Origin of the sequence: Amycolatopsis umgeniensis (assembly GCF_014205155.1) — a bacterium.
Lineage (GTDB): Bacteria > Actinomycetota > Actinomycetes > Mycobacteriales > Pseudonocardiaceae > Amycolatopsis > Amycolatopsis umgeniensis.
In genome coordinates this window covers 4,437,626-4,462,776 of the sequence record NZ_JACHMX010000001.1, presented here as the reverse complement: position 1 = coordinate 4,462,776, position 25,151 = coordinate 4,437,626, and the positions used below count along the sequence as shown (strand labels likewise).

Here is a 25,151-nt window from a genome sequence, read left to right as displayed (position 1 = left end):
CACATCGGCCTATCCTCGGTCAGGACCCCTTCAGCGAGCCTTGCTCGGGACAGGGCTGAGTCGGGTGTCGTCGTTCAGGGAGGTTTGTCGGTGTCGCGTCGCGTCGTGGGCGTAACCCTGGACAACCTCGAACATTTGCCCAAGAGCTGCCGCCGCTGCGTGTACTGGGAGCTGGCGCCGCATATGAAGGCGCAGGCCGAGGAGTACGGCGCGACAGAGGTCGAAAAGGAAGCCTGGGTCTCCAGCGTGCTGCTGGAATGGGGCTCCTGCGGCCGGATCGTCTACAGCGACACCTTGCCTGTCGGCTTCGTGCTCTACGCGCCGCCGAACGCCGTGCCGCGTTCGCTGGCCTTCCCCACTTCACCGCCCGGCCCGGACGCGGTCCTGCTGACCGCCTTTCAGATCCTCCCCGAGTTCCAGGGCGGCGGACTCGGCCGGATGCTGGTGCAGGCCGTCGCGAAGGATCTGACCAAACGCGGGGTCCGCGCGATCGAAGCCTTCGGCGACGCCAAGCCCGACGAGACCGATCCGGACGGCGGGCACAGCTGTGTGCTGCCCGCCGCGTTCCTGCAGAGCGTCGGGTTCAAAACCGTGCGGCCCCATCCGCGGTGGCCGCGACTGCGGCTGGAACTGCGGTCGGCGATTTCGTGGAAGGAAGACGTGGAGGCGGCCCTCGAGCGGCTGCTCGGCCAGGTCTCCATCACCACCGCCGAGCCGAGCCTGGGTCGCGCCTGATCTTCGCGTTCCACCCCTTCACCGCACCGCTCTAGCAGAGTTTTCAGGTGCGCGCAGCAGCCATCCCCCGCCTTGGGGACAGCTGTGGGTAACCCGCCGAGTTATCCACAGATCGCTGATAGGAGCGGTGGAAAATCTGTGGATGGGTAGGCTGGACCTGGGGACGCCCCCCGGGAAGGGCGGGGGCTGCGCGCCGGGTGGATCTAGGGGTGGCGTGGTCGGGCGAGGGGGCACACAACCGGTTGTGCCGAGGGTGTCGGCAGGAGGATGTGCGCCCGCGTGCGGGTGTGGAGGACTGGCTACTCCGCTTTGGCGAGTTCGTGGGCCAGGACGTCCGCGAAGGTGAACGTGCCTGTCGGCTGGTCCCCTTCGCCGAGGAGGTACAGGCGCTTCACGGCGACAAGGATGCCTTCGGCGACGACGTCGCGGAAAGCCGGGTCGGCCAGTTTGGCGCTGTCTTCCGGGTTGGTCAGGTAGCCGATCTCGATCCGCACGGCCGGGCAGCGGGTGCGGGTGAAGATCTCCCAGGTCTTGTAGTGCGTGCGGCAGTCGAGCATGCCGGTGCGGGCGGCCAGTTCGCGCTGGATGAAGCCCGCCAGCAGTTCGCCGACGGTCGACGTCGTGCCGTTGCCGGTGCCGAAGTGGAAGCTCGCGACCCCCTGCGCCTTGGGCGAGGGGTTCTTGTCGTTGTGCAGCGAAAGGAACAGGTCGGCGCCCGCCTCGTTCGCGAACTTGGCGCGGTCACCTTCGCTCGGGCTCTGGTTCGGGCCGCGCGAGATCAGCGCCTCCATGCCCGTGGCCTGCATCCGGCCTTCGAGCCGTCGCGCCAGATCCCAGGCGATGTCCGCTTCACGCAGACCGCTCGCGACGACACCGAGGTCCTCGCCGCCGTGACCCGGGTCGATCACGATGCGCTTGCCGCGCAGCCGGGGGCCCGCCTGGCGCACCTGCTCCTGCTCGCGCAGGAAGACCGGGCGGCCGCCGCGGGCGCGCGGCGAGGAGAGCCGGTGCAGCTCGCGGATGGTGGCAGGACCGCACATACCGTCGGCGACCAGGCGCATGTCGCGCTGGAAGGTCTTGAGCGCGCGCTCGGTCTGGGCGCCGAAGTGCCCGTCCGGGCGGCCGGCGTCGAAGCCGAGCTCGGTCAGCCGCTCCTGGAGCGCGAAGACGTCGTCGCCCTGCATGGGGGCGGAGAACATGTAGGTCAGCGGGCGGCTGCCGAGATGGAAGCCCGCACCACGAAGTGCTTGATAGGTCGCCGGACCCACCAGACCGTCGGTGATGAGCCCACGGCCCTGCTGGAACGCTCGCACGGCATGTTCCATCGCCGTGTCGAAGACCTCGTACTCCCCGGATTCGGTCACCGGCGGGAGCAGCTCCATCGCCGCCAGCGTGGACCTGATCTCGGCGACGTCCGGTCCGGCGTCACCGCGGCGGAGTACCCGCATGCACTCCTCGCTCTTCCTTTGGGGCACCGATCGAGCTCGATGCACGACTTTGAAAACCCTGCGGGGCGAACCCCGGTGCTCTATTGTGCCCTGTGAACTCTCGGTGAGCGCGGAGGCCCGGTCGGTGCGTCAAGTCGCCGTTCGGGGAACCCTTCCGAGCGCCTTGATCACGTTCCCGTGACGGTGAGATGTACCCCTCCGGGAGAACGACGAAACCCGGAGCCTGGGCAGGCCCCGGGTTTCGGCTGGTGAAACGCGAGATCAGAGGACGTCGGCGAGATCCGACAGCAGCGCGGCCTTCGGCTTGGCGCCGACGATCTGCTTCACCGGCTTGCCGCCCTGGAACAGGATCAGCGTCGGGATCGACATCACCTGGTAGTCACGCGCAGTGTTCGGGTTGGCGTCGATGTCGAGCTTCGCGATGGTCAGCTTCTCGCCGTTTTCCGCCGCGATCTCCTCGAGCACCGGGGCGACCATCTTGCACGGACCGCACCACGTCGCCCAGAAGTCGACCAGCACGGGCTTCTCGCTCGTCAGCACGTCGTCGACGAAGGTCTTGTCGGTCACCGTCACGGTGTTGGCCATGGTGTCTCCTCCTGGGGGATGAACGGGTGCTGTGAAAGTCAGTTGGTGGTGGCGCCGTAGCCGCCGCCGACCAGCTCAGGGGATTCCTGAGCGGTCTCGACACCGGCGTGCTCCGCCAGCCATCGTTCCGCGTCGATCGCCGCGGCGCAGCCCGAACCCGCGGCGGTGATCGCCTGCCGGTAAGTGCGGTCGACCAGGTCGCCGGCCGCGAAGACACCGGGAAGGTTCGTGTACGACGTCCGGCCCTGGGTGAGCACGTAACCGTCCTCGTCGAGGTCCACCTGACCACGCACCAGTTCGCTGCGCGGGTCGTGACCGATGGCGACGAAGAACCCGGTCACGTCCAGCTGGGACTCCTCGCCGGTCACCGTGTCCTTGAGCTTCAGGCCCTCGACCTTGCCCTCACCCTCGACACCGGTGATCTGCTTGTTGAGCGCCCACTTGATCTTCTCGTTCTCGCGGGCCCTGTCCAGCATGATCCGGGAGGCGCGGAACTCCTCGCGACGGTGGACGATCGTGACGGACTTGGCGAACTTCGTCAGGAAGGTCGCCTCCTCCATCGCGGAGTCGCCGCCGCCGGCGACCACGATGTCGTGGTCGCGGAAGAAGAAGCCGTCGCAGGTGGCACAGGCCGAAACGCCGCGGCCGAGCAATTCCTGCTCACCGGGGACGTTCAGATAGCGGGCCGCGGCGCCCATCGAGAGCACGACCGCACGGGCCGCGTAGCGCTTGCCGTTCGCGAAGACGTACTTGACGTCTCCGGTCAGCTCGACGGACTCGACGTCCTCCTGGCGCAGGTCGGCGCCGAAACGCTTGGCCTGCTCGCGCATCTCTTCCATGAGGTCGGGACCCTGGATGCCTTCGCGGAAGCCGGGGAAGTTCTCGACCTCCGTCGTCGTCATCAACGCACCGCCGAACTGAGTGCCCTCGAACACCAACGGTTCGAGCTGCGCTCGTGCCGCGTAGACAGCGGCGGTGTACCCCGCAGGACCCGACCCAACAACGATCAGGTTCCTGATCTCCTCGGCAGCCACCCGTGACCTCCGCTCGTAGTGACCTGTTCACCAGGCTCAACACGATCGTAAGGGCCGGTGTTCCCGGGGTGACCGGCGCTACTTCTCCGGCCTTGCGACGGCGATAGCAAAGGTCCCTTGCTCCCGCCGAGGAGAGCAAGGGACCTTTGCTATCGCCTCTGACTGCTACTTCTGTCCGATGATCTTGTCGAAGAGGACCGCCGGTTTGCCCGGGCCGCAGTCGGCACCGAAGGCGACGATGCGGAACTGGGCGAGCTTGCCTGTGGTGTAGATCACCATCACACCGTCCTTACCCGCGACGTTCACCGGCCGGATGCCTTCCGGCCGCACGTCGGGGTCCAGTCCGGCGGCCTCGACACAGGCGTCCAGCTTCTCCTCGGTCTTCAGCGAACCGAAGTCGCGGACGCCGATCGCCTTGCCGAGGAGCGCCTCCGCGCCGCCGCCGTCTCCGCCGACCGAAGGGCCGGTGGGTGCGGGCGGGGGCTGCGCCACGCCGCCCGGCGTCGACTGCTGCGTGGTGGGTACGACGATCGCGACGGCGGCGATGGCCGCCGCGGCCACGGTCGCTATCCCCGCGCCCCAGCCGATCCGCTTGTTCCGCCGCCGCCGTGCGGCCGCGAGGTCCACCACCGGGGCGACCTGCGCCTGCTGCCCTTCAGATGCGCCTTGAAACGCAGGCGACGCCTGACGGGCCTGCATCTCGGCGGCCAGCGCCGCGTCGATCCGTGCCGCGAACTCCGCGGGCATGGGTGCGACAGGCTCGTTCGCGAGTTCCGCGAGATCGGCCGTGGTCGCTTCAAGTGCTTCGATGATCGCCAGTGCTTCGGGGTCGGCGTTCACCAACGGCCAGAGTTCGGCCGCCTCTCGCTCGTCCAGCACACCTGCGTGCAGGTCGGCGAGCACATCGACAGACCACGGCGGACCGACGGTCCCACCGATCCCCCTGCTCTCGTCTGTCATCGTCCCTCCCCGTCACCCGGCGTGCCCTGAGGACGCCTGGCACCCCGTTCCGGGGTAGCGCGAACACGTTTGCTTTCGTGAGTTGGGACGTTCGCAATCGCATCGGGGTTCCGCAGATGTCCGAGAACCTTCGCGAGCTTTCCGCGACCCCGAGCACACCTGCTCTTGACCGTGCCCTCGGCGATACCGAGCATTTTCGCCGTCTCGGCGACGGAGTATCCCTCGACGTCGACCAACACGATCGGGGCACGTTGCTCTTCGGGAAGCTGATCGAGGGCTTCCTTGACCACGAGGCTCGTCTCGCGTTCGGACATGGAGTCACGCGGCGAGGCGGGCTCGTTGAACTGCCCGGTTTCCGGCAGCGGAACGGTCGGTCTGGCCTTGCCTCGCCGGATCCGGTCGAGGCACGCGTTCACGACGATGCGGTGCAACCACGTCGTGACCTGCGATTCTGCTCTGAAGTTGCCCGCTGCGCGGAACGCGGAGATGAAGGCGTCCTGCAGGGCGTCCGCGGCTTCTTCCGGATCCCGCACGGTGCGCAGGGCCACCGCCCACATGCGGTCTCGATGTCGCTGGACCAGTTCACTGAACGCGTGCGGGTCTCCAGCGGCATGCGCCGCTATGAGATCCGCGTCCGTGGGAGCTGCAGCTGTCACCCGGGAGAGCCTACTGACCCCTTGATTTACGTCACCCCGCAGGCAGGAAGGTCAGCTCCTTGAGTTCGGTGACGAACTTGCCGTCCTCGTCTTCACCCAGCTGAGTGATCCAGATGATGAAGTACTGACCCTGCTGAGGCTGCTGCAGAGCGATGGTCGATTCACCCGCCGCGAGGTCCCCGCCGCCGACGACCTTCGTCTCGTCGAGCTTCGGGTTCTTCTTGTCGGCGGAGCGGATCTCGACCTTCGAGCCGGGGCTTCCCGCGTCGATCTTGATCTGGCTGAGGTTGATCGGGTCCTTGAAGGTCACGACCAGCCCGACACCGTCCTTGAGCACCGGGAACTGCTTGTCGTACTCGTCGGTCTTCCAGGAGGTGCCCGCTTCGCCGTCAGTCGCGTTCTTGGCGCGACCGGGGCTGTCGCCCTTGCTGCCCGGGTTGAACACGGCGACCGCCGACGGCTTCACCGCGGCACCCAAGGCGGGCGCCGGCGGTTGCTGGGTGGGCGGCGGCTGCTCGCCCGACGGCGGCGGAGCCTGCGAAGACGACGGCGCGGCGACGTTCATGTTCGGGCCGCTGGACTTCGATTCCCCCTGGAACAGGTTGATCATCATCATCCCGCCCCAGGCGAGGATGACCACGGTCGCGACGACCAGCACGGTCACGCCGAACGCCAGCTTCTTGCGCCGCGCGACGTCCTTGACCGGCTTCTTCGTCGTCCAGACCGTGCCGTCCGGTTCGGCCACCGCTTCTTCCTCGCCGACGGCCTTGATGAGCTGGGTGCGTTCCTCGGCCTCGGCGGCCTGGTCCAGCACGCGCAGGATGGCCGCGCTGGTACGGATACCGCCGTGGCCGCCGTCCTCGATGGTGCGGACGGCGAGCGACGAAAGTTCGACCGGCACCGTCGGGACCAGTGATCGCGGCGGGATGACGCGTCCGGTCGGCGCGTGCGGCGCCGCCGGGATCGCGGCCGGTCCGCCGGGCAGGGCCCAGCGGCCGGTCAGCAGCAGGTACAGGACAGCGCCGAGCGCCTTGACGTCGTCGCGAAGGGTCGCTTCGGGCAACGGGCCCGGGAAGGCGAGCTTCAGCGCGCCGTCCGGGGTGAGCCGCAGGCGCTGCGGATGGTCGAGCCCGAGGACGAGACCGTTCTGGTGCGCGTGGTCGACGGCTTCCGCCAGCGCCTGCACCATCCTGGCCGCCGCGGCAGGCGCCACCGGCCGCTGCGACACCAGGTCGACCAGGTCGCTGCCCTTGGTCCATTCCGCCACGACGACACCGAGCAGACCTTCGCTCGAGGTGACGCCGCTGCCGAGGCTCAGCACGTCGAGGACGCGAGCGACCCCGCCGTGGCCGAACTTCGAGGCGTGCGCCGCACGCTCCAAGGTCCGGCGCGCGAGCCTCGCGGCCTCCGCGTCCGCCGGGTCGCCGACCAGCAGCGTCAGCGCGACATCACGCTTCAGCTGGCCGTCGCGCGCGCGCCAAAGATGCGCGGCGGCTCGTTCGTCCACCCCGAACTGTGCGAGCAGGCGATACCGGCCGTCACCGACGACCCGGCCAGGGGCCAGCGACCCGCCTTGGGCCCGGATGCCCACCTGGCTCGCCTCCCCTGCCTGTTCGCTCCGTCTCGTATCCACCGCACTCTCCCGCGTAGCTCCCGCCCCGAGGGTACCCAGAATACGACGCGTGAACGCGGGCCATCCGTGCGTGAATCGTTATCCGCGCTTGATCAACCGGGTGATCCTCGCCGTGGCGGGCTTCAATTCCTCCACCTTCAAGGCCATGAGCACGCCGAACGACACCACGATGCCGACCATCGTCTGCAGGAGAAGTTTCACCCAGGCATGGAAAGTAGGCCCGAACGAGTCAGGGACGATCTGCCCGGCGAGCCAGGCCGCGCCGACCCCGAGCACACTCGCGACGACCGTGAAGAGGATCACCCCGAGAATCCGCTTGCTCCGGAGATTTCCGAGTGTCACCCACAGCCAAACCTGGCCGAGGATCGCGCCGACGACGAACGTGAGGCCGTTGACCATCATCACGCCGAGCACGATGTTGTCCGGCGAGAGCAGCGCGGGGCACAGGTACAGCAGCGGCACCTTGACCACGGTCATCACGATCATGATCAGCACCGGCGTCCGCGCGTCCTTCATCGCGTAGAACACCCGCATCTGGAGCATGACCAGCGCGTACGGCAGCAGCGCGAAGGCGCTGATCGCCAGCGCCTCGCCCAGTCGCGTCGCGTCCTCGATCTTGCCCTTGCCCAAGGTGAACAGGGCGATACCGACCGAACCGCCCACAACGGTCATCACCGCGGAAATCGGCAGGAGCGTCACCGTCGAAATCCGGGAGGCGTACGAGAGGTCGCCGATCAGCTTCTTGTGATCGCCGTCCGCGGCCGCGCGGCTCATCCTCGGCATGATCGCGGTCAGCAGCGAAACGCCGATGACGCCGTACGGCAGCTGGAACAGCAGCCACGCGTTGCTGTACGCGGTCACACCGCCTTGCGAACCGCTGGTCAGCACTCGGGTCGTGATCGTGTAGCCGACCTGGCTGACGGCGACGTAGCCGACGGTCCACAGCGCGAGCCCGCCGAACTCCTTCATGCGCTTGTCGATGCCCCAGCGCCACTTGAACTTGAACCCCGACCGCAGCAGCGGCGGGATCAGCAGGATCGACTGCGCCACGATGCCCGCGGTCACGCCGAGGCCCAGCGTCAGCACCTTCGGGTCGGTGATCGACACCGGATTGGTCGAGATGTCGCCCGGCATGATCCACACCACGAGGATCGTGAAGATGACGACCAGGTTGTTGATCACCGGCGCCCAGGCCGTCGGGCCGAAGATGTGCTTCGCGTTCAGGATCGCCGAGAGCAGGGCGAACACGCCGTAGAAGAAGATCTGCGGCAGCAGCAGGTACGCGAAGGCGGTGACCAGGTCGGGGTTCGCCTGCCCTTTGTCGTCGACGTAGAGCTTGGTGATCAGCGGCGCGGCGAAGACCGCGATCGCCGTCCCGATGACGAGCAGCGTGCCCGCCACCGTGACCAGCCGCTGGGTGTAGGCCTCACCGCCGTCCTTGTCGTCCTGAGACCGCACGAGCAGCGGGACCACGAGACTGGACAGCACGCCGCCCATCAGCAGTTCGAAGATGATGTTCGGCATCGTGTTGGCGACGTTGAACGAGTCGTTCTCCACCTTGGCGCCGATGGCCGCGACCAGCAGCAGCTTCCACGCGAAGCCGGTGATCCGGCTGATCAGCGAGGCGATCGCCATCCGGCCGCTGGACTTCGCGATCGATGGCGCCTTCGCCGGGGCGGCGACGTCTTGTTCGCCTGTCTCCCCCGGCCGCGGTTTGACCAGCGGCGCGTCCTTGATCGCGGGCATGACCTGCGTGGCGAGCTGGTCGTACGGGCGGAGGACGTCGGGGTCGGCGACCGGCCAGCGCGATCCCATCGGGACGCCGGGGGTGCGCGGGATGAACCGCGTCGCGTCGGGTTCGTCGCGCCGGTCGACCTGCCACGGGCGGACCGGTGGCGGCTGACGGCGCCCGCGATGCGGCGGGGGTGGCGTCTGGTTGAGCGCCTGCGGTGCAGGCGGACGGCGCGGCGGCGGATTCTGGGACGGCTGCGGCAGCTGCTGGCCCGGCGGGGGCGGGACCTGCTGCCGACGGGTCGGCGGAGGCGGCGTCGGCGACGGACCCTGCCGTGGCGGCGCCTGGTTGGGCGGCGGATTCTGCGGCGGCCTCAGCCGCCTCGTCTCGTCGTCGGGGCGGCCCGCGGTCCGCTGGCGGCGGCCGTCCACCGGCTGCGGAGGAGGCGGCGGTGCCGCCCGCCGCGGGCGCTCGCCGCGTTCGGGCGGGGGCTGCTGCGGGGGCGGCTGACGGCGCTCCGCGCGTTCAGGCCGTTCAGGACGCCCTGAACGCTCAGGACGGCGTGCCGGGCCGTCGGTGCGACGGGGCGGCGGCGGAGTACCTTCGCGCCGGGGACGGCCTGCACGCTCGGGCGGTACACCCGGCTCTCTTTCCAACGTGCGCCCAATCCTCGGTGCTCGACTACGTGATGCCCGGCGGCATCGTTCGACCCAGGGTAATCGGCGACGGCCGGAAACACTTAAACCTGTGCGTCCTCGGTCACACGTGGGGCCGTTTCGTTCGCCCGATCGGCCCGCGAGTCCTTGATCCTCCGGTAGATCCGGCGGGACGAGAGCAGCAGCAACGCGCCGGCCGCGGTGACCGTGATGATGATGGTGATCGCGCCGTACTCCGTCGAGGTCAGCTCGAACCGCGCGTCGGTGCCGAGTTTGGTCCCGTCGGGCGTCGTCAGGGACACGTCGACGCTGAACCGGCCCGCGCGCAGCGCCTCGACCGGGAGCAGCTGGTTGACGGCGCCGTTGGCCGGGACGGTGCGCTCCGGGACGGCTTCGGTGGGGCGCAGGCCCACGTTGTTCTTCAGCACGGTGCGGACGTTGATGCCGACCGGCAGGCCGTTGGTGATGTACGCGGGCAGCGGTGACGCGCCGGAAGCGAGCGCGATCGTCTGCTTCGGCCGCTCCACGGTCACCTGGCTGCGGATCGCCTCGAGGTCACCGCGGGCGTTGCCGGTGACGGTCGTGGCGTCCGCGCCGAGCCACGAGGTGGAAGCGGCCCGGATGAGGGCGAGCCGGACGGGGGCGATCACGTCGGCCGGATTCACTCGTTTGGTCGCATCCATCGTCATCGCCGACGACAGGCCCAGCGTCTCGTTGTCGATCTGGGACATCTTCGCGGTGACGTCGCCGCTGGTCGCGGCCGTCAGATCCCGCGGGTCGTAGTTGACCGACGCCGTCCCGGAGGGGCTTTCGCCGAGCAGGTCGGACAGCGGCGTCGATTTGGCGAGACCCGCCGTGTAGAAGTCGCCCATCCGCTGCAGGAACGTCGTGAGCTCGGGGCCGGAGGCGTTCCAATGCCGTGGCGGAGCGATCAGCAGGCGTGAGCGCTCCTGCCCCGGGGCCTGCCCGCCGAGCCCGGCCCGGAAGGCGATCGCGCCGAGTCCGTTCTGGGTGGACCCGGTGCCGTTCAGCGCGGACGCGATCAGCGCGTCGATCGGCTGCGCGCGGAGGTCCGTGCCTTCGATCGAAACCCCACCCGAAAGGGGGGAATCGGACTGGAGCTTGCCGGAGTCGGTCAGCACGGTCTTGACGCCCGCCTTGCCGATCGCTTCGACGGTCTGCGAGTCGAGGACGCCGCCGGGCCACAGCACGCCGTCCTGCGGCTGGATACCGAGCAGGTTCTTGATCGTCACCGCGCCGCCGAGCGCGCCCGCCAGGAGCGCGGTGTCGGTGGCGTCACCGGCGCGGACCTTCGTCAGCGCGGTGAGGTCGGCGTCGGCGAACGGGAGCGTGACCACGCACCGGCCCGCGACCAGGGCTTTCAGCTGGCCGAGCCAGTTCTTCGCGGCATCGACGCCCCTGCCGGGGACGGAGCCGCCGCCGGTGGCGACCTGGTAGCCGCGGGTCATCCCGTCGACGGTCGCGACCAGATCGGGGTCGATGGCCAGGCACAACGACGACGAGACCTTCGTGTCGGCTTCCGCCACCCGCGCGGCCGTGACCAGCGAGTCCAGCCGCCCGCCGGAGCTCAGCTCACCCGCCAGCCGCTCGTCCGCCAGCGTCAGCGGGCCGCCGAGCGGGGACGAGACGACGTGCACGGTGCTGTTCGCGATCGGCCACAGCAGGCTCGTCGACGGGGGTGACGGCGGGCGCGCCGCGGGTGCCTTGCCGGGGAGGCCGAGCACCGGCATCAGCAGGCTGACCGCCGCGAGCCTTTCCGGGCCGCCGAACTCCGGGGTGCCGTTGACGTTGACCAGCAGCGGGTACACGCCGGGCTTCGAGAACTGCAGCTTCGAGGGCTGGCCGAGCGGGACGATCAGGTTCAGCGTCGCGCTCTGCCCCGCTTCCAGGGCGCCCGGTTCGAGGTCGACGAACTCGGTCGCCGACTGGTCCTTGAACTTGCCTCCGGCGAGGACGTCGCCGATCTGCTGCTCGCTCTGCAGGCGGGTGCCCTGCTGGAGCCGGACGCTCAGCTTGCTGATCGGCCGGTCGCCGATGTTGGTGACGCGGCCGGTGACGGTGAGCGACGTCGAGGTCGTGCTGATCACGCGGGGGTTCAGCTGGTCGAGGTCCACGCGCAGCCGGGGCTGCTCCTGCGCCTGCGCGACCGCGCCGAACAACGCGGGGAGGGCCAGGAACAGGATCGACAGGACAGTGGCGGCAAGCCGCTTCACTCAGGTGCTCCCTCGGCGGTGTGCTGTTGCTGCGCGAAGAGTTCTTTGGCCTTCCGGACCAGCTTGCGCTCGTCGGAGTAGGCGAGGGTGGTTTCCAGGTCGGCGAGCGGCACCCAGGCGACTTCGGTCACCTCGACATCCTCGTCCGAAAGTTCGCCGCCGGTGGATTCCAGGATGAAATGGTGCACCGTCTTGTGCACTCGTCGTCGCTCGGCCACGAACCAGTAGTCGATGGTGCCGAGGGGCTCGAGGACCCGCGAGGAGATGCCGGTCTCTTCCTTCACTTCGCGCACCGCGGTCTGCTCCACCGTTTCACCGTCCTCGATGTGGCCCTTCGGCAGCGACCACAGCAGTCTGCCGTGCCTGTCGAGCCGCCCGATCAGCGCGGCGTGCGCGCGTTCGGTGTCGACGACCAGGCCGCCGGCCGACGTTTCGTCGACCGTGGTCAGCCGCCTTCCCCGCCTGCGCCTCCGCCGGCGGCCCGGCTTCGAAGCGCCGGAGCGGCCGGCTGATCCAGACATGCTGCGATGCTAGAGCAAACGGCGGTACGGGTACGCTGGCTCTCCGTGCCCGTGTTGGGCCGGGTCGTAGTAAGTGTCTCGGTAAGTACATCCAAATCGTGGTGGGATTGTCGTGAACAAGGTGGTCGCCGGGCAGGCGATTGCGGGGAAGAGCACTGCGATGCAGAACGCTGTGACGGAGCTGATGCGCATCTCCCCGCTGGCGGACGAGCTCGCGAAGCTCTTCGCCAAGGCGGGCTACAAGCTGTACCTCGTCGGCGGGAGCGTCCGCGACATGATGCTCGGCAGGCTGTCGAGCGACCTCGACTTCACCACCGACGCGCGGCCGGACCAGGTGCTCAAGATCGTCAGCGTCTGGGGAGACGCGGTGTGGGACGTCGGCATCGCCTTCGGCACGGTCGGTGTGACCAAACAGGGCATGACCCTGGAGATCACCACGTTCCGCGCGGACAACTACGACCGCGTCGGCCGCAACCCCGAGGTCACCTTCGGCGACAGCATCGAGGGAGATCTGCTCCGCCGCGACTTCACGGTCAACGCGATGGCGATCGATCTGGCGAGCCAGACCTTCGTCGACCCGTACGACGGGCTCCAGGCGCTGCGGGACCGGGTGCTCGACACGCCCGCGACCCCGCAGGAGTCCTTCGCCGACGACCCGCTGCGCATGCTGCGGGCCGCGCGGTTCTCCGCGCAGCTCGGGTTCACCGCGGCGCCGCGGGTGATCGACGCGATGACGTCGATGGCCGAGGAGATCGACAGGATCACCGCCGAACGCGTCCAGGCCGAGCTGTCGAAACTGCTGCTGGCGGACGATCCCCGGCCCGGTATCGAGCTGCTGGTGGACACCCGTCTCGCCGATCGCGTGGTGCCCGAGGTGCCCGGTATGCGGCTGGCGATCGACGAGCACCACCAGCACAAGGACGTCTACCAGCATTCGCTCACCGTGCTCGCGCAGGCGATCGATCTGGAGAAATCGCACGAGCCGACGTCCGAGCCGGATCTGATCCTGCGGCTCGCGGCGCTCCTGCACGACGTCGGCAAGCCCGCGACACGCGAGTTCCAGGCCGGTGGCGGGGTGAGCTTCCACCATCACGAGGTCGTGGGCGCGAAGATGGCCCGCAAGCGTTTGCGTGCCCTGAAGTTCTCGAAGGAGATCGTCCAGGACGTCAGCCAGCTCGTGTTCCTGCACCTGCGGTTCCACGGGTACGGCAAGGGCGAGTGGACGGATTCGGCGGTGCGGCGCTACGTCACCGACGCCGGCGACCTGCTGCCCCGGCTGCACAAGCTGGTGCGCGCCGACTGCACCACGCGCAACCGCAAGAAGGCGGCCGCGCTGCAGGCGACCTACGACGACCTCGAGCGGCGGATCGAAACGATCCAGGCTCAGGAGGACCTCGACAGGGTCCGGCCGGACCTCAACGGCGAAGAGATCATGCGGATCCTCGGCCTCGCGCCGGGGCCGGACGTCGGCAAGGCGTGGAAGCATCTGAAGGAACTGCGGCTCGACCGCGGTCCGCTGGCGCACGACGACGCCGTGGCCGAATTGAAGAAGTGGGCCTCCGAAAACGGTGTCGGCGGCTAGCGACGCGCGCGGTTTTCTTCGTCATCAGCTGAGATAAACCCCGTTGGTCTCTGGATCCACATGGAGTAAACGGAGATACTCCTGCCGGTGCTCCTGGTAGGGGGAAAATCCATGGCGAAGCGACCGCCCAGTTTTCTGGTGATGTTGCTGCGCCGTGGCGCGCCCGCGCTGGCCACGGCGACGAGCGAGCTGTCCGACGAGGTCGGTGACCCGACGCCGATCCGCGCGTTGCGGCGGATCCAGCAGATGTCCGGTCCCGTCGACGCGACCTATCGCGACAACCTCCTGCTCAGAGCCGCCCGCTACGTCGCGCTCGTGCCACTGGTCTATCGGCTCTTCGCGGTGCCCGGCGCCTTCGGTGTCTACGTCGCCGCGCACGGCATGACCGGGATCGGCCCGGTCGGGCTGGTGACGCTCGGATCGGTCGGGCTGAGTCTGTACGGCATCCGGTGGATGCTGCGCTCGGCGCCGTTCCAGCCGCAGTACGCGGCCCGGCTGCTGGCGGTCGACCTCGCGTTCACGCTGCTCGCGCCGCTGGCCGTCGGCGCGCTCGTGCCGGGTTCGGTGTACAGCGACGCGATGACCGTGCCCGGCAAACATCTGCTCGGCGAGGTCGCGCTGCTGGCGCTCGCGCTCGGCATGCCCGCCGCGGCGGCGCTGGCCGTCGTCAGCTTCCCGATCCGGATGCTCGCGTCCCTGTTCGCCACCGGCCACGGCGCGCCCGGCGACGCGCTCGCCACCTTCCCGTCGATCCTCGGCGTGCTCTTCACCGCGACGGGCGCGCTCGTCCTGATCGGGCTCGGCACCCGGCTCGCGCTCGCGTACGGCATCCGCAACGGCCGGATCGCCGAACGCGCCCGCCAGCACCGGGTGCTGCACGACTCCGTGCTGCAGACGCTCGAAGCGATCGCGCTGGCGAACAAGGGCGATCCGGTCGCGCGGCTCGCGGAGGTGCAGCGGCTGGCGCGGGCGCAGTCGATGGAGCTGCGGCAGACGATCGAAAACGAGGCTTCGGACCGGTCCGAGGCCGGATCCCGTCCGCTGGGCGAGAAGCTCGCGTCGCTGGCGGCGGAGATGGCGCGGGACGGTCTGCGCGCCCAGCTCGTGATCGCCGAACTCGACGACGACACCCTCTCGGAGGTCCGGCAGATCGCCATCCGCGACGCCGTCCGCGAGTCCCTGCGCAACACCCTCAAACATGCCGGGACGGACAAGGTCGTCGTGCGCGTCGAGGAGCAGGAAGGCGGCGTCGCGGTGATCACCCGCGATCACGGCGCCGGGTTCAGCCTCGACTCCCGGCCCGCCGGTTTCGGGATCAGCGAGTCGATCACCGCCCGGCTGAACGAGGTCGGCGGGACCGCCAGGGTGGAGTCCGCTCCGGGCAATGGCACCAGAGTCACCCTCTGGGTGCCTTTCTGACGGTAAACAGGAGAACATGAAGAAAACGGACGTCCTGGCCGAAGCGCTCACCGCGTACCGCGCCGGTGACCTGGCCAAGGCAGCGGACCTCGCCGAGCGCGCCGGATCCGCGCTCGGCGGCCAACTGCACCGGTACCTGACCGAAGGCGGCGGAGGAGGTGTCTACGACCAGCCCGCCGCGTTCACGGCGTTCATCCGCGGCGGCGGGAACGTGAAGCTCTATCGCCGGCTCAGCGAGATGCTCGCCAAGCGCTACGGAAGCGTCGGCTCGTTGCTCGACCTCGGCTGCGGCGACGGGCTCGCCGTCGTCCCCGCCCTCGAACAGGCCGACCGGCAGCCGGGCCGGATCGACCTCGTCGAGCCGTCGAGCGCGCTGCTCGCCGAAACGCGCAAGCACCTCGACGGCACCCACGGCCTGCACACGTGGGACGTCACCGCGCAGGAGTTCCTCGCCCGCGACGACGACAGGCAGTGGCAGCTGACGCAGTCGACCTTCGCGCTCCAGTCGATCCCGACCGGTGAGCGCACCGAGGTCCTGCGCGCGCTCCGGCCCCGCACCTCGTGCCTGGTGCTCGCCGAATTCGACGTGCCCGAGTACGACGAAGACTCGGACGAGTACCTGCTCTCGCTGGTCACGCGCTACGAACGCGGGATCTCGGAGTACGGCAAGGACGCGTCGCTGGTGGCGCAGGGTTTCCTGCTGCCGATCCTGCTGGGCCTGGTCAAACCGGGCGCCGACCGGACGAACTGGGAGCAGCCCGCCACCGACTGGGCTTCGCAGCTGAAGGAAGCGGGCTTCACCGGCATCCGGATCGAGCCCTTGGTCGACTACTGGTGGTCTCCCGCGGTGCTCATCACCGCTTCCTGACCGCGCCGGTGGGCGTAGCGGATCCGGACCGGCCGACGAGAGCCAGCGCGGGGACGCTCAACGTCCCGATTCCTTCATCGTCGCGAGGAGACTCCAGTCTTCGACCATGTCGGTCACGATCTCCGGCCGACGATCGAGCCGGTACTTTCGCGTGACTGGGTGGACGACACGTGTGATCAGACGGACGACACTCGGCCACGGCCGAGTCCTGACGCGTCCGGTACCCCTGACGATCAGCTGTCACTGGACCCGTGAGAGCGCGCCTGCTTCGAGATGCTGGGCGATCGGCCGGGGCAGCACGTAGGCCACGGCTCCGCCCGGCGTCCCGTTCCACGGCGCGGTGATCCCGGTGACCACGCGCAGCGGCCTCAGGACGCGGTACAGGCGGTGTTCCCGCTCGCGGTCCGCGGCCAGCGACGTCTCGACGAACCTCGCGGGTTCGGCGTGCACGAGGTTGCCGGTCTCGTTGCCGAATCGCTGCACGGTGGTGCCCGCCGGCAGCACGATCATCCGCTTGCGGCGGAAGAAGTTCAGCGGCGGTTCGCCCCGCAGCGGCAGGATCGGCCAGTCGGCCGGGTTGTCGGCCTCCTCGCTCGCGCCCACCGTCGCCCGTGCCGGATACAGCAGCAGGGTGCCGAGGAAGAACCGCGCCGCCTCTTCGAGCCTGGCGAAAGCCACCGGCTCGTCCGTCGGCGGCCGCGAGACCTCCCAGCCGTTCTCGGCGCGGCGCAAGGTCCAGAGACCCGGCTCGGGTACGGCGTTCGCGCCGATCCGGTACGACGTCGGCGCGACCCCGTGCTCGGCCAGCCGCTGGTACAGGACGTCCAGCACCTCGACGGCCCGGATGTCGCGGCCCGGTTCGCCGTCGCGTTCGACGCGGGTGCGGATGCTCTCGTCCGGCAGATCCGCGTCGGTCTGCGGCGGCCGCGGCTTGCCGACGATCTCCGCCTCGGCGGTCGCCCGCACCAGCTCGCCGACCAGCGGCGGCCGGAATCCGGCGGCCCGGATGTGCTCGACCAGTTCCGGCTCCGGCGGCACCCCGTACTTCCGCAGGTAGTGCGGGACGGCGGCGGGCCAGATCCAGACCCCGTCGGTGTGGAAGGCGTTCGGGACGTCCGGCGGGCCGTTCGGGGTGAAGATGTCGGGCTGCGGACCCGGCCGGGACAGCACCAGCGGTGCGCGGAAGAGGTAGTCCAGCAGGCCGCGGACCTGGTCCGGCGGCACCGGCGGCCGGTTGACGACCGGGCGTTCGCCCTCGTTGTGCGCGTCGGCGATCTTCGCGTGCCGGAACACCACGTCCAGCGGCAGCCCGGCCTTCGCCGAAAGCCAGGCGGGGACGTGCTTCTTGTCGCGCGGGAAGATCGCGAGCTCGGTCGCGTACGCGCGCGGCGACGGCTTCCCGCCCTCGTTCGGCGCGAGCCGCCAGGTCGGTTCCTGCTCGGCGTCGAAGTCGAAGTCGAAATGCGATTCCGAGTCCAGCGTGAAGGTGCCCTGGAACCAGGTGCCGGTCTCCGCGGTGTGCATCGCCGCGCGCAACCGCGCGAACAGCGAACCGAGTTCCGGCGGGGCCGCGATCGACACCGACACCGGGCCGTTGCCCTCGTCGCCGACCGAGCGGACTTCGAGTTCGGCGTAGTCGCCGACCTGCCGGAACTGGGCGCCGACCCGCTGCCAGCCCGGCGGCAGCACCCGCAGCAGCGTGCGGCCGATGGCGCGCAGCAGCGGGGGCTGGTCACCCGTGCCGATCTCCGGTCGGGCTCCCGGCGTCTCGACGAAGTCGTGCCTGGTCTGCCACAACGCCGTCAGCCGTGACGGCGAGGCCGTGGTCGAGAAATCCGTGAGCCCCAGTTCCGCCGCGCGGGCCGCGTCTTCGCCCGCCCAGCGCAAGGTCAGCTCACCGCCGCCGGTGTGCGGCGCGATCTGGAAGTGCTCGTCGTCGAACCGGCCGTGGGTCTGCAGGCTGAAGGTCGCGCCGACCTCGCCGTTCAGCACCACGCGGGCGGCGCGGCCGTCCCACTCGCGATCGAAGCCCTCGGGCGCCGCTTCCCCCGGCGGCGCGATGAGCAGCAGTGTGCCGTCTTCGGTCGACCGCTGGGCCGCGAAGACGGTGTCCCCCCATACGGCGTACAGGCCATCCGGCCGCTCCGCCGCTTGAACCCGGTAACGCACTATGTGTCCCCTCCCCAAGTTCCCCAAACCGGAGGTAAATCTAGTGGGCCGGGTAGCGGGCGTACCACCGGTCGTCACCCGGGGCGTTTCCGCCGAACTCCGCGAGCGCGTCGTCCGCCAGCTGTCCGATCACCTCGCTCAGTTCCAGCTTCACGAGCCAGTCCGTCTCGAGCTCTTCCTCTCCGTACATCGCGCCGACGAGGTTGCCGCAGATCGATCCGGTCGAGTCGCTGTCGCCGCTGTGGTTCACCGACGCGAGCAGCGCGGTGTTCGGGTCCGTGGTGGCCAGCGCGACGTAGACCGACATGGAGAGCGCGGTTTCGCCGATGTTCCCCTGTCCGAGGGTCTCGAGCTTCTCCGGCGTCGGGGCCCCGTGCTCGCACAGCGCGAGTGCCTGGTCCAGCGCGACGCTCTGCTCCTCGTGCCCCGGGTACTTCTCCAGTTCGGCGCGGGCGATCGCGACGGCGTCGAGCAGCGGTTTCCCGGTCAGCAGTTCGTGCACGATCACCGCGAAGGCACCCGACGAGAGATACCCGCTCGGGTGACCGTGGGTCAGCGCCGCGCATTCGGCGCCGAGCCGGAACACCTCGGCGAGGTCGTCCGACCACAGCGCGATCGGTGCCACGCGCATGACCCCGCCGCAGCCCTTCGAGTTGTTCACCGGCTTGTCCATGCCGGCGCGTACACCCGTCTTGCCGTACGCCTCCAGCTCGCTGAAGCAGGTGAGGCCGGGCGCGCGACGGCTGAACAGCTCGCGGTTGGTGATCAGCCAGCCGTCCGGTTCGACGCTCGTGTTCTCCGGGCCGCGTGCTCGCTCCCACGAGACGCCCTGGGTGTGCAGCCAGCGCTGGTAGGCCAGCTGGAGCGACTGCTCGACGGGCACGGCGGTAGCAAATCTCCCTTGCTCCCGGCCGGCGGTGGCATGGGCCCTGATCAGGCCTTCCAGGGTGAACAGCGTCATCTGGGTGTCGTCGGTGATCCGGCCGATCCCGCCGTACGCGGGGATGAGGCCGGTGATCCCGGCGGGTCCGGCGATCTCCCGGATGCGGTCGATCGAGTCGAACTCGGTCTTCGCGCCGAGCGCGTCGCCGAGCGCCCCCGCGTACAGGCTGCCGCGCAGCCGCGACCTGGTCGCCGGATTTCGAAGCCACTCGCGCATTGCTCTACTGATCTCCTCGTGGATACCGGTTCGCGTCCCAACGGCGTCGCTCTTCGGGCTCGCGGGTCAGGCCGAACCGGTTGAAGTAGTAATAGGCGTCGCCCGCCAGGTCGTCGACGACACCGAGGTCGCCGAAAGCCGCGAGCCACGCCTGGGGCAGACCCGGCACGGTCAGCCTCGCGCCGACCATCGCGCCGGTCAGCGCCGCTGTCACCGAGCCGCCGCGAGCGGCCAAGGTCAGCGCCGCCTCGGCGTCGTACCCCCGCTTGGCGGCGGCGAACAACGCCCGGCCGAGTACCGAAAGCGGCGTCCGGCCGTCCCCGATGCCGTCGAACTGTTCGACGTCATCGCCGTCGATGTCGTTCCTGAGGTCGAGCACGGTCTTGACCAGGTCGCCGACCTCGCCGCCGTACTCGTCGAAGCCTTCGAGGAAGTTCGCGACGGCCGGCTGGCCGTTCCGCGCCGCGAGCTGCGCGCGGAACAGGTTCACCAGCAGTTCGGCGCCGTGGACGACCTCGTGGCCCGCCGCGGAACCGACCAGTTCGCGGACCACCTTCATCGCGTAGAAGGCGCTGTCGGCGGGCCCCTGCGTCCCGCCGGTCACCGTCGCGGCGAGCGCCGTCGCCAGCATGGCCGAGAACTCCGCGGGAGGCGGTCCGGCCGCCGAGGTGGCCTTCGCGATCCAGCCGTCCGGCCGTCCGCCCGCGGGCAGCGACGCGGGGATCTCGGGTTTGTCCGGGGTCGCGTCCAGGCCGCGGATCACGGATTCGGTGTGGAACAGCAGCTGCCGGGTCAGCCCGCCGAGCGGCAGTCCGCCGGCCGGATCCGCGCCCGAGCCGAGCGCGTCTCCGAGTGCGAAGCCGACGTACGCGCCGACAAGCCGCGGGTACGCGAAGCTTCCGACGGGGATCGTCGGGTTGTAGAACTTCCCGGCCGTCCAGGCGGCGGGACGAGGCTCGCCGTCGTCGTAGAAGTGTGTCACCAGACCGTTGGCGAACAGGTCTTCGGGCAGTTCCGGCAGCGGGCGGCCGTCGTACTTCGCCCGGGAGCGCTCGAACGCCAGCGTCGCGCCGCGGACATAGCGGGCGAGCTCGTCGGCGCTCAGGGGGTAGCCGTTGTCCCTGGCCTGGTCGACGAGGCTGCGCAGGTTCGCGGTGGCCGGGCCGTCGTACTCCCCGCTGAAGTAAGCGGGACGCCCGACGGACTCCGTGCGTTCGGTGCCCTTCGGGAGTTCGAGGTCGGCGACCTGCTTCAACGTCTCCGGATAGACGTTGAAGGTCTCCGGCCTGCCCGGGTTGACCAGCAGGCCGACGCCCGGGGTGTCCTTGGCCCGCCGCAGGAGCACCCGGGGCTGGATCCGCTGCCACATCGTGTACTCGGACGGGACCTGCGCCTCGGAGGTGTACACGACGAACCTCAAGCCCGCGTCGCCGAAGTCGCGGACCTGCAGGTGGCCGTCCTTCGCCGGGGCCAGCACGTCGAGGTCCAGCATCCAGTGGACGAACTCTTCCGGCGTGATCCACTCGACGCGAAGGTAGCCGAGGAGAGTCTCGACCTCGCTTTCCGGCGCCGGGCGGCCGGAGAACCGCGGTCCGGGCCGGTGCTCCGGATTCGCGCGGACCGCGCCTGTCGGCTCGCCGTACAGCGTGTGCTGGACCCAGCGCAGGATCGCGGCCTTCGGGACGGGCAGGCCGGGGACCGCTGCCGGGTCGAACTCGGGATCGACGACTTCAGCCCACCGGGTGAACGCGTCGGCGTCCTCCCCGCCCGCCGCCGAAACCGCCATCAGTTCCAGGTCGAGCCGGATCTCGCCGCCGTCGTCCGGGACGAAGGCGACCGGGCTGGGGAACAGGCCGGCGCCGGGGTCGGTCCCGTCGAGCCAGCCGACGGTGTTGTAGGTGACGTTCCAGCCGTCGGTCGCGCGCACGACGTACTCGCGCCGGACCCGCAGCGCGCCGGTCCCCTCCCCGCCTCGGCCCGTCAGCCACTCTTCGACGCGGCTGACGGCTTCCTCTTCGTTCATCGTCCCCATTTCAGATTCACCAGCGCGGATACCGCTGGGCCCAGCCGTCGACCTCGTGCAGCGCCGAATGGCGGTCGAAGTGCCAGAACGCGTCCGTGGCGATGTTCTCCACCAGATAGCGGAGTTCCAGCTGCTCGACCCACTTCTGCGGCAGACCGGGAATGCCGGTGCGGGCGCCGAGCAGCGCACCGGCGATCGCACCGGTGATGGCGCTGCGGCCCGAATGGTTGACCGCCCGAAGCAGTGCCTGCTCCGGGTAGTTCTCGAAGCCGGACAGCGCCGCGAACGCGCGGCCCAAAACCGAAAGCGTGCCCTTGCCGTCGCCGATCAGCTCCGGGACGCGCAGATCCGGCAGGCCGTGTTTGCCGAAGAACGGCACCGATTCCGCGACCATCGCCTTGAGATCGGTCCAGACCGGGCCCCGCTGGTGCGGGTTGTGCTCGTCGAAGATCTCGCGGGAGGTGTTCCAGATCGGGTAGCTGAACGCCTCCGAGGTCAGCGCGGGTTCGAACAGCCAGGTCAGGTAGGTCGCCGCCTCGACGTCGATCTCCCCGGGATGGGTGACCGAGACGAGGTCCCGCACCGCCTGGCGGACGCCGCCGCTCATCGCGCTTCCCGGCCCCGCCGCGGTCATCGCCGACGGCAGCGCCGCGACCAGCGCGTCCGGCCCGCTCAGCGGCATCGCCGTCGGCGAAACGGTCGCCAGCGCGTGGTACGCGTTCAGTTCGGCGTCGTCGGGGGTGCGGCGGACACGGAGTTCCGGCACCTTCACCAGCCAGCCGTCGGCGTTGTCCAGCGGCGCGCCCTGGGTGTGCAGCCAGCGCATCAGCGAGTTGCGGGCGACCGTCCCGAGCGCCCGTTCGGCGTCGCGGTTCTCCGGCTGTTCGCGATGCGGGCTGCGGATCACGGCCTCGGTGTAGAACAGCAGCCGCTGGGTGAGCGGCCCGATCCGGCCGGGCAGGTCGAACGCGACCGGCAGGTCGGTGACCCCGTCCGGGCCGTAGGTGCCGTGGATCTCGTCGAGCCGCATCCGGTCGACGGCCGCCCCGAGCGCCTCGCCGAGCGCGAAGCCCACGAAGGCGCCCGTGACGCGCTGCCAGCCGTAGCGCGAGCTGGAGCGATCTCGGTCGAAGTACTTGCCGAAGGTGTCCAGGCGCGGCTGGATCTGCCCCTCGTTGTCGTAACCCGGCGCCAGCCCGTTCGCCCGCAGGTCGTTCGGACGGCCGCGCGGCGGCTCCGGCCGCTTGAGCGCCGCCAGCCAGGACTGGCCGAGGACGGTCTTCTGGCATTCCTCGGGGGTCAGTTCGAAGCCGCGGCGGCGCGCCCGTTCGGCGGCGGCCAGCGGCGGTTTCACCGGTTCGGGCAGGCCCATCTTCGCGGCGGTTTCGGCGGCGAAGGTCTCCAGTTCCGGATCCGCTTCGGGGCAGCGTTCGTTGACGTCGACCGAGGTGTCCCGGCGGGGGAACCGATGGGCCGTCTCGGCGAGTTCGGCGCCGCTGACGTCCTCGAACGTCGCGGGCCCGCCGTTGATCACGAGGTTCGGCGGGCTCTCGTAACCGGCCAGCGTGGCGATGTCGACCCTCCAGTACCCGTGTTCGCGGGACGGGAGGTTCCTGGTCGAACTGAACACCCTGAGCTCGGCGCGTTCCTCGTTGAAGTAGAAGCGCTCCGTCTTGCCCGAGGCCAGGTCCAGCGGGACGTAGACCTCGCAGCGCAGCAGCCCGATGAGCAGCTGTTCCCTGGTCAGCCAGCCGACACTGGCGAACGACAGCAGCGTTTCGAGCCTGTTCTCCGGCTTCGGGTAACCGCGGCGGACCGGACCGGCCTTGTACTCGGGGTTCTCCCGTTCCTGCCCGGTCTGCACGCCTTCCGCGTTGACCTGGACCCAGCCCGCGACGACCGCCGGCGGAACCCCGAGGTCACCGAGTCCGGCTTTCGCGTACTCGGGGTCGACGACCTCGCGCCACGCCTCCTGGCCGGGGAAGGCGACCGGGACGCTGAGCCCGCCCGGCTGCGGATGCGCCTGGCGCAGTTCGCCGTCCGGTTCGCGGACGATCACCGACGGCGGCGGGAAGATCTCCTTCTCGGCATGACCCTCGTCGAGGAACGCGATCGTGTTGTAGGGGACAGACCAGCCCTCGGGGACGCGCAGGACCTTCTCGTGGTGCACACGCAGGCCGGCGCCGCCCGGTGCGGACACGTCCGGACCGTGGACCGCGCGCAGCCACTCTTCGACCTTGGCTACCGCTTCCGCCGATTCCACCTACTCGATCCTCTCCAGGCTGCCGTCGGACACGTGCTCGGCGATGGTCCTCGGGAGCACGTAGGCCACCGCCCCACCAGGCATGTTCGCCCAGGGGACGGTGACACCGGTGATCACGTGGAGCGGGCGGCGCAGCCGGTAGGTCCCACCGACACGCTCCCGTTCCAGCGGCAGGGACGTCGTGGCGAACCGTACCCCTCCGTGATGGACCAGATTGCCGGTTTCCTCGCCGAACCGCAGTACGACCGTACCGGCGACCATCCGGCTGACGCGCTTGTTGCGGAGCAAGGTGAGGGGAGGCTCACCCGGTGCGGCCTGCACCGGCCAGTCGGCGAGTTCCTTCGCGGTCTCCAGCGGCGTTTCGTGTCCGGCGGTCATCCTCGCCGGATGCAGCAGGACGGCGCCGACGAGCTGATGCGCCGCGTCCTCGAGTGCGTCGAAGTACTTCGGCGACACCGGAGCGCCGCCCTGGTAGGCGGCGACCTCCCAGCCCTTCTCGGTGAAATTCAGGCACCAGGCGCCATCCGCGCGGTCCCCGATGCGATACGCCTCCGGCCAGACGGCGTGCTCGCCGAGCCTGCTGACCAGCACGACCAGGAGTTCTTCGTCGGCCAGTGCCGGATTCGGCGACGTTTCCAGCTCCGAGGCGATGTCGCCCTGTGTCTTCTTGACGTCGGAGCGGCCCGGTTTCGGCCTCGGCTTGCCGAGCAGGTCCGCCTCCGCGGTCCGGCGCACGAGATGTTCGACGTACGGCGGCTGGAACCGCTGGCCCCGGATGTGCGCGACCAGCTCCGGTTCCGGCGGGATCCCGTGTTTCCGCAGGTAGTGCGGTACGGACGCATGCCAGATCCAGGTGCCGTCGGTGTGGTAGCTCTCCGGGACGTCGCCGTCGGCGTCCGGCTCGAAGATGTCCTTCCCGAGGCCGCTGCCCGAGAGGATCGCCGGTTCGCGCTCGAGATACTGCGCGATCAGCGGCGCTTCGGACTCGTCCAGCTCCGGTCTGTCCACCACCGGTGGCTCGCCCTCGGTGTAGGCGTCGACGATCCGGGCGTGCCGGAACTCGACGCGCAACGGCAGCTGCGCGCGCAGCCGCCACCAGTCCGGGATGTGCTCGTCCTCGCGCGGGAAGGCGGCCAGCTCGTCCGGGTACGCCGAAGTCGCCGGTGCTTTGGTCCACGCCGGTTCGTCGTCGAGGGTGAAGTCGAAGTCGAAGGTGCCGTCGGGTTTGAGCGTGAACCGCGCCTGCAGCCAGGTGCCGCGGCCGGTGTCGTACATCCCGGTGCGCAGCTCGCCGAAGAGTTCCTTCAGCTCGGGCGGGGGGACGACGTTGTGGCCCTCGAGTTCGGTGTGGTCCCCGGTCTGCCGGAAATCGGCGACCGCGGCGTGAGCGGGGTCGGTGATCCCCGCCAGGATGAGCCTGCCGATCCGGATCAGCAGCCCGCGCTGCTGCTCGGAAGTCAACTGTTCCACGTGA

19 protein-coding genes are annotated in these 25,151 nt (G+C 69.7%); 4 read left to right on the top strand and 15 right to left on the bottom strand.

The features are described from left to right. Positions 1-90 precede the first annotated feature (90 nt). Positions 91-735, top strand: a complete 645-nt coding sequence (locus HDA45_RS20850) for a GNAT family N-acetyltransferase (RefSeq protein WP_181775548.1) — start codon at positions 91-93, stop codon at positions 733-735. A 299-nt stretch (positions 736-1,034) separates the two neighbouring features. Here HDA45_RS20850 and HDA45_RS20845 read toward each other — a convergent pair whose 3' ends face one another. The 10 genes from HDA45_RS20845 to HDA45_RS20800 all read right to left on the bottom strand — a co-directional run bounded on the left by HDA45_RS20845 (position 1,035) and on the right by HDA45_RS20800 (position 12,194). Next, positions 1,035-2,183, bottom strand: a complete 1,149-nt coding sequence (locus HDA45_RS20845) for an N-acetylmuramoyl-L-alanine amidase (protein WP_184897837.1) — start codon at positions 2,181-2,183, stop codon at positions 1,035-1,037. 261 nt (positions 2,184-2,444) lie between these two features. Then, positions 2,445-2,768, bottom strand: coding sequence for a thioredoxin (gene trxA, locus HDA45_RS20840; RefSeq protein WP_007032253.1), 324 nt, complete (start codon positions 2,766-2,768; stop codon positions 2,445-2,447). 38 nt (positions 2,769-2,806) lie between these two features. Continuing rightward, positions 2,807-3,802, bottom strand: coding sequence for a thioredoxin-disulfide reductase (trxB, locus tag HDA45_RS20835; RefSeq protein WP_184897835.1), 996 nt, complete (start codon positions 3,800-3,802; stop codon positions 2,807-2,809). Between the two features lie 165 nt (positions 3,803-3,967). Next, the gene (locus HDA45_RS20830; RefSeq protein WP_184897833.1) at positions 3,968-4,762 is read right to left on the bottom strand and encodes a hypothetical protein; all 795 of its coding nucleotides are present in this window, start codon (positions 4,760-4,762) and stop codon (positions 3,968-3,970) included. Next, on the bottom strand, positions 4,759-5,418 hold the full coding sequence (gene sigM, locus HDA45_RS20825; protein WP_101611566.1) for an RNA polymerase sigma factor SigM: 660 nt from the start codon (positions 5,416-5,418) through the stop codon (positions 4,759-4,761). Before sigM ends, HDA45_RS20830 begins: the two co-directional genes overlap by 4 nt. Positions 5,419-5,449: 31 nt before the next feature. After that, entirely contained in the window at positions 5,450-7,009 is a 1,560-nt protein-coding gene (locus HDA45_RS20820; protein WP_184905859.1) for a protein kinase family protein, read from the bottom strand. Positions 7,010-7,129: 120 nt separating this feature from the next. Then, entirely contained in the window at positions 7,130-9,214 is a 2,085-nt protein-coding gene (murJ, locus tag HDA45_RS20815) for a murein biosynthesis integral membrane protein MurJ (protein WP_184897831.1), read from the bottom strand. After that, positions 9,157-9,423 carry a hypothetical protein gene (locus HDA45_RS20810; RefSeq protein WP_184897829.1) on the bottom strand — a complete coding sequence of 89 codons (267 nt, stop codon included), beginning with the start codon at positions 9,421-9,423 and terminating at the stop codon, positions 9,157-9,159. The genes murJ and HDA45_RS20810 overlap by 58 nt, the downstream gene beginning before the upstream one ends. Positions 9,424-9,522: 99 nt before the next feature. Next, positions 9,523-11,673 (bottom strand): DUF6049 family protein, encoded by a 2,151-nt coding sequence (locus tag HDA45_RS20805; RefSeq protein WP_184897827.1) that lies wholly within the window; start codon positions 11,671-11,673, stop codon positions 9,523-9,525. Continuing rightward, the gene (locus tag HDA45_RS20800; RefSeq protein WP_184897825.1) at positions 11,670-12,194 is read right to left on the bottom strand and encodes an NUDIX hydrolase; all 525 of its coding nucleotides are present in this window, start codon (positions 12,192-12,194) and stop codon (positions 11,670-11,672) included. Before HDA45_RS20800 ends, HDA45_RS20805 begins: the two co-directional genes overlap by 4 nt. A gap of 160 nt (positions 12,195-12,354) precedes the next feature. Between HDA45_RS20800 and HDA45_RS20795 the strand changes: the two genes are divergently transcribed. The 3 genes from HDA45_RS20795 to HDA45_RS20785 all read left to right on the top strand — a co-directional run bounded on the left by HDA45_RS20795 (position 12,355) and on the right by HDA45_RS20785 (position 16,063). Continuing rightward, entirely contained in the window at positions 12,355-13,776 is a 1,422-nt protein-coding gene (locus HDA45_RS20795) for a CCA tRNA nucleotidyltransferase (protein WP_184897823.1), read from the top strand. 111 nt (positions 13,777-13,887) lie between these two features. Then, the gene (locus HDA45_RS20790; protein ID WP_184897821.1) at positions 13,888-15,195 is read left to right on the top strand and encodes a sensor histidine kinase; all 1,308 of its coding nucleotides are present in this window, start codon (positions 13,888-13,890) and stop codon (positions 15,193-15,195) included. A gap of 16 nt (positions 15,196-15,211) precedes the next feature. Then, positions 15,212-16,063, top strand: coding sequence for a class I SAM-dependent methyltransferase (locus HDA45_RS20785; protein WP_184897818.1), 852 nt, complete (start codon positions 15,212-15,214; stop codon positions 16,061-16,063). 240 nt (positions 16,064-16,303) lie between these two features. Here HDA45_RS20785 and HDA45_RS20780 read toward each other — a convergent pair whose 3' ends face one another. The 5 genes from HDA45_RS20780 to HDA45_RS20760 are packed head-to-tail and all read right to left on the bottom strand — an operon-like array spanning position 16,304 to position 25,147. Next, a complete protein-coding gene (locus tag HDA45_RS20780) occupies positions 16,304-18,232 on the bottom strand; it encodes a glycohydrolase toxin TNT-related protein (protein WP_184897816.1) in 1,929 nt (642 codons plus the stop codon). Positions 18,233-18,272: 40 nt separating this feature from the next. Further along, positions 18,273-19,391 (bottom strand): ADP-ribosylglycohydrolase family protein, encoded by a 1,119-nt coding sequence (locus HDA45_RS20775; RefSeq protein ID WP_184897814.1) that lies wholly within the window; start codon positions 19,389-19,391, stop codon positions 18,273-18,275. Positions 19,392-19,395: 4 nt separating this feature from the next. Beyond that, entirely contained in the window at positions 19,396-21,414 is a 2,019-nt protein-coding gene (locus HDA45_RS20770; protein ID WP_184897812.1) for a YrhB domain-containing protein, read from the bottom strand. A gap of 16 nt (positions 21,415-21,430) precedes the next feature. Then, the gene (locus tag HDA45_RS43060) at positions 21,431-23,677 is read right to left on the bottom strand and encodes an ADP-ribosylglycohydrolase family protein (protein ID WP_184897810.1); all 2,247 of its coding nucleotides are present in this window, start codon (positions 23,675-23,677) and stop codon (positions 21,431-21,433) included. After that, positions 23,678-25,147 carry a glycohydrolase toxin TNT-related protein gene (locus tag HDA45_RS20760; protein WP_184897808.1) on the bottom strand — a complete coding sequence of 490 codons (1,470 nt, stop codon included), beginning with the start codon at positions 25,145-25,147 and terminating at the stop codon, positions 23,678-23,680. Positions 25,148-25,151: the final 4 nt, after the last annotated feature.

Excerpts from the sequence above, each read along its gene's own strand:
- HDA45_RS20830 (WP_184897833.1), bottom strand. The coding sequence starts at position 4,762 with ATGACAGACGAGAGCAGGGGGATCGGTGGGACCGTCGGTCCGCCGTGG.
- HDA45_RS20770 (WP_184897812.1), bottom strand. The coding sequence starts at position 21,414 with ATGAACGAAGAGGAAGCCGTCAGCCGCGTCGAAGAGTGGCTGACGGGC.
- HDA45_RS20800 (WP_184897825.1), bottom strand. The coding sequence starts at position 12,194 with ATGTCTGGATCAGCCGGCCGCTCCGGCGCTTCGAAGCCGGGCCGCCGG.
- HDA45_RS20795 (WP_184897823.1), top strand. The coding sequence starts at position 12,355 with ATGCAGAACGCTGTGACGGAGCTGATGCGCATCTCCCCGCTGGCGGAC.
- HDA45_RS20775 (WP_184897814.1), bottom strand. The coding sequence starts at position 19,391 with ATGCGCGAGTGGCTTCGAAATCCGGCGACCAGGTCGCGGCTGCGCGGC.
- HDA45_RS20785 (WP_184897818.1), top strand. The coding sequence starts at position 15,212 with ATGAAGAAAACGGACGTCCTGGCCGAAGCGCTCACCGCGTACCGCGCC.
- trxA (WP_007032253.1), bottom strand. The coding sequence starts at position 2,768 with ATGGCCAACACCGTGACGGTGACCGACAAGACCTTCGTCGACGACGTG.
- HDA45_RS20845 (WP_184897837.1), bottom strand. The coding sequence starts at position 2,183 with ATGCGGGTACTCCGCCGCGGTGACGCCGGACCGGACGTCGCCGAGATC.
- HDA45_RS20790 (WP_184897821.1), top strand. The coding sequence starts at position 13,888 with ATGGCGAAGCGACCGCCCAGTTTTCTGGTGATGTTGCTGCGCCGTGGC.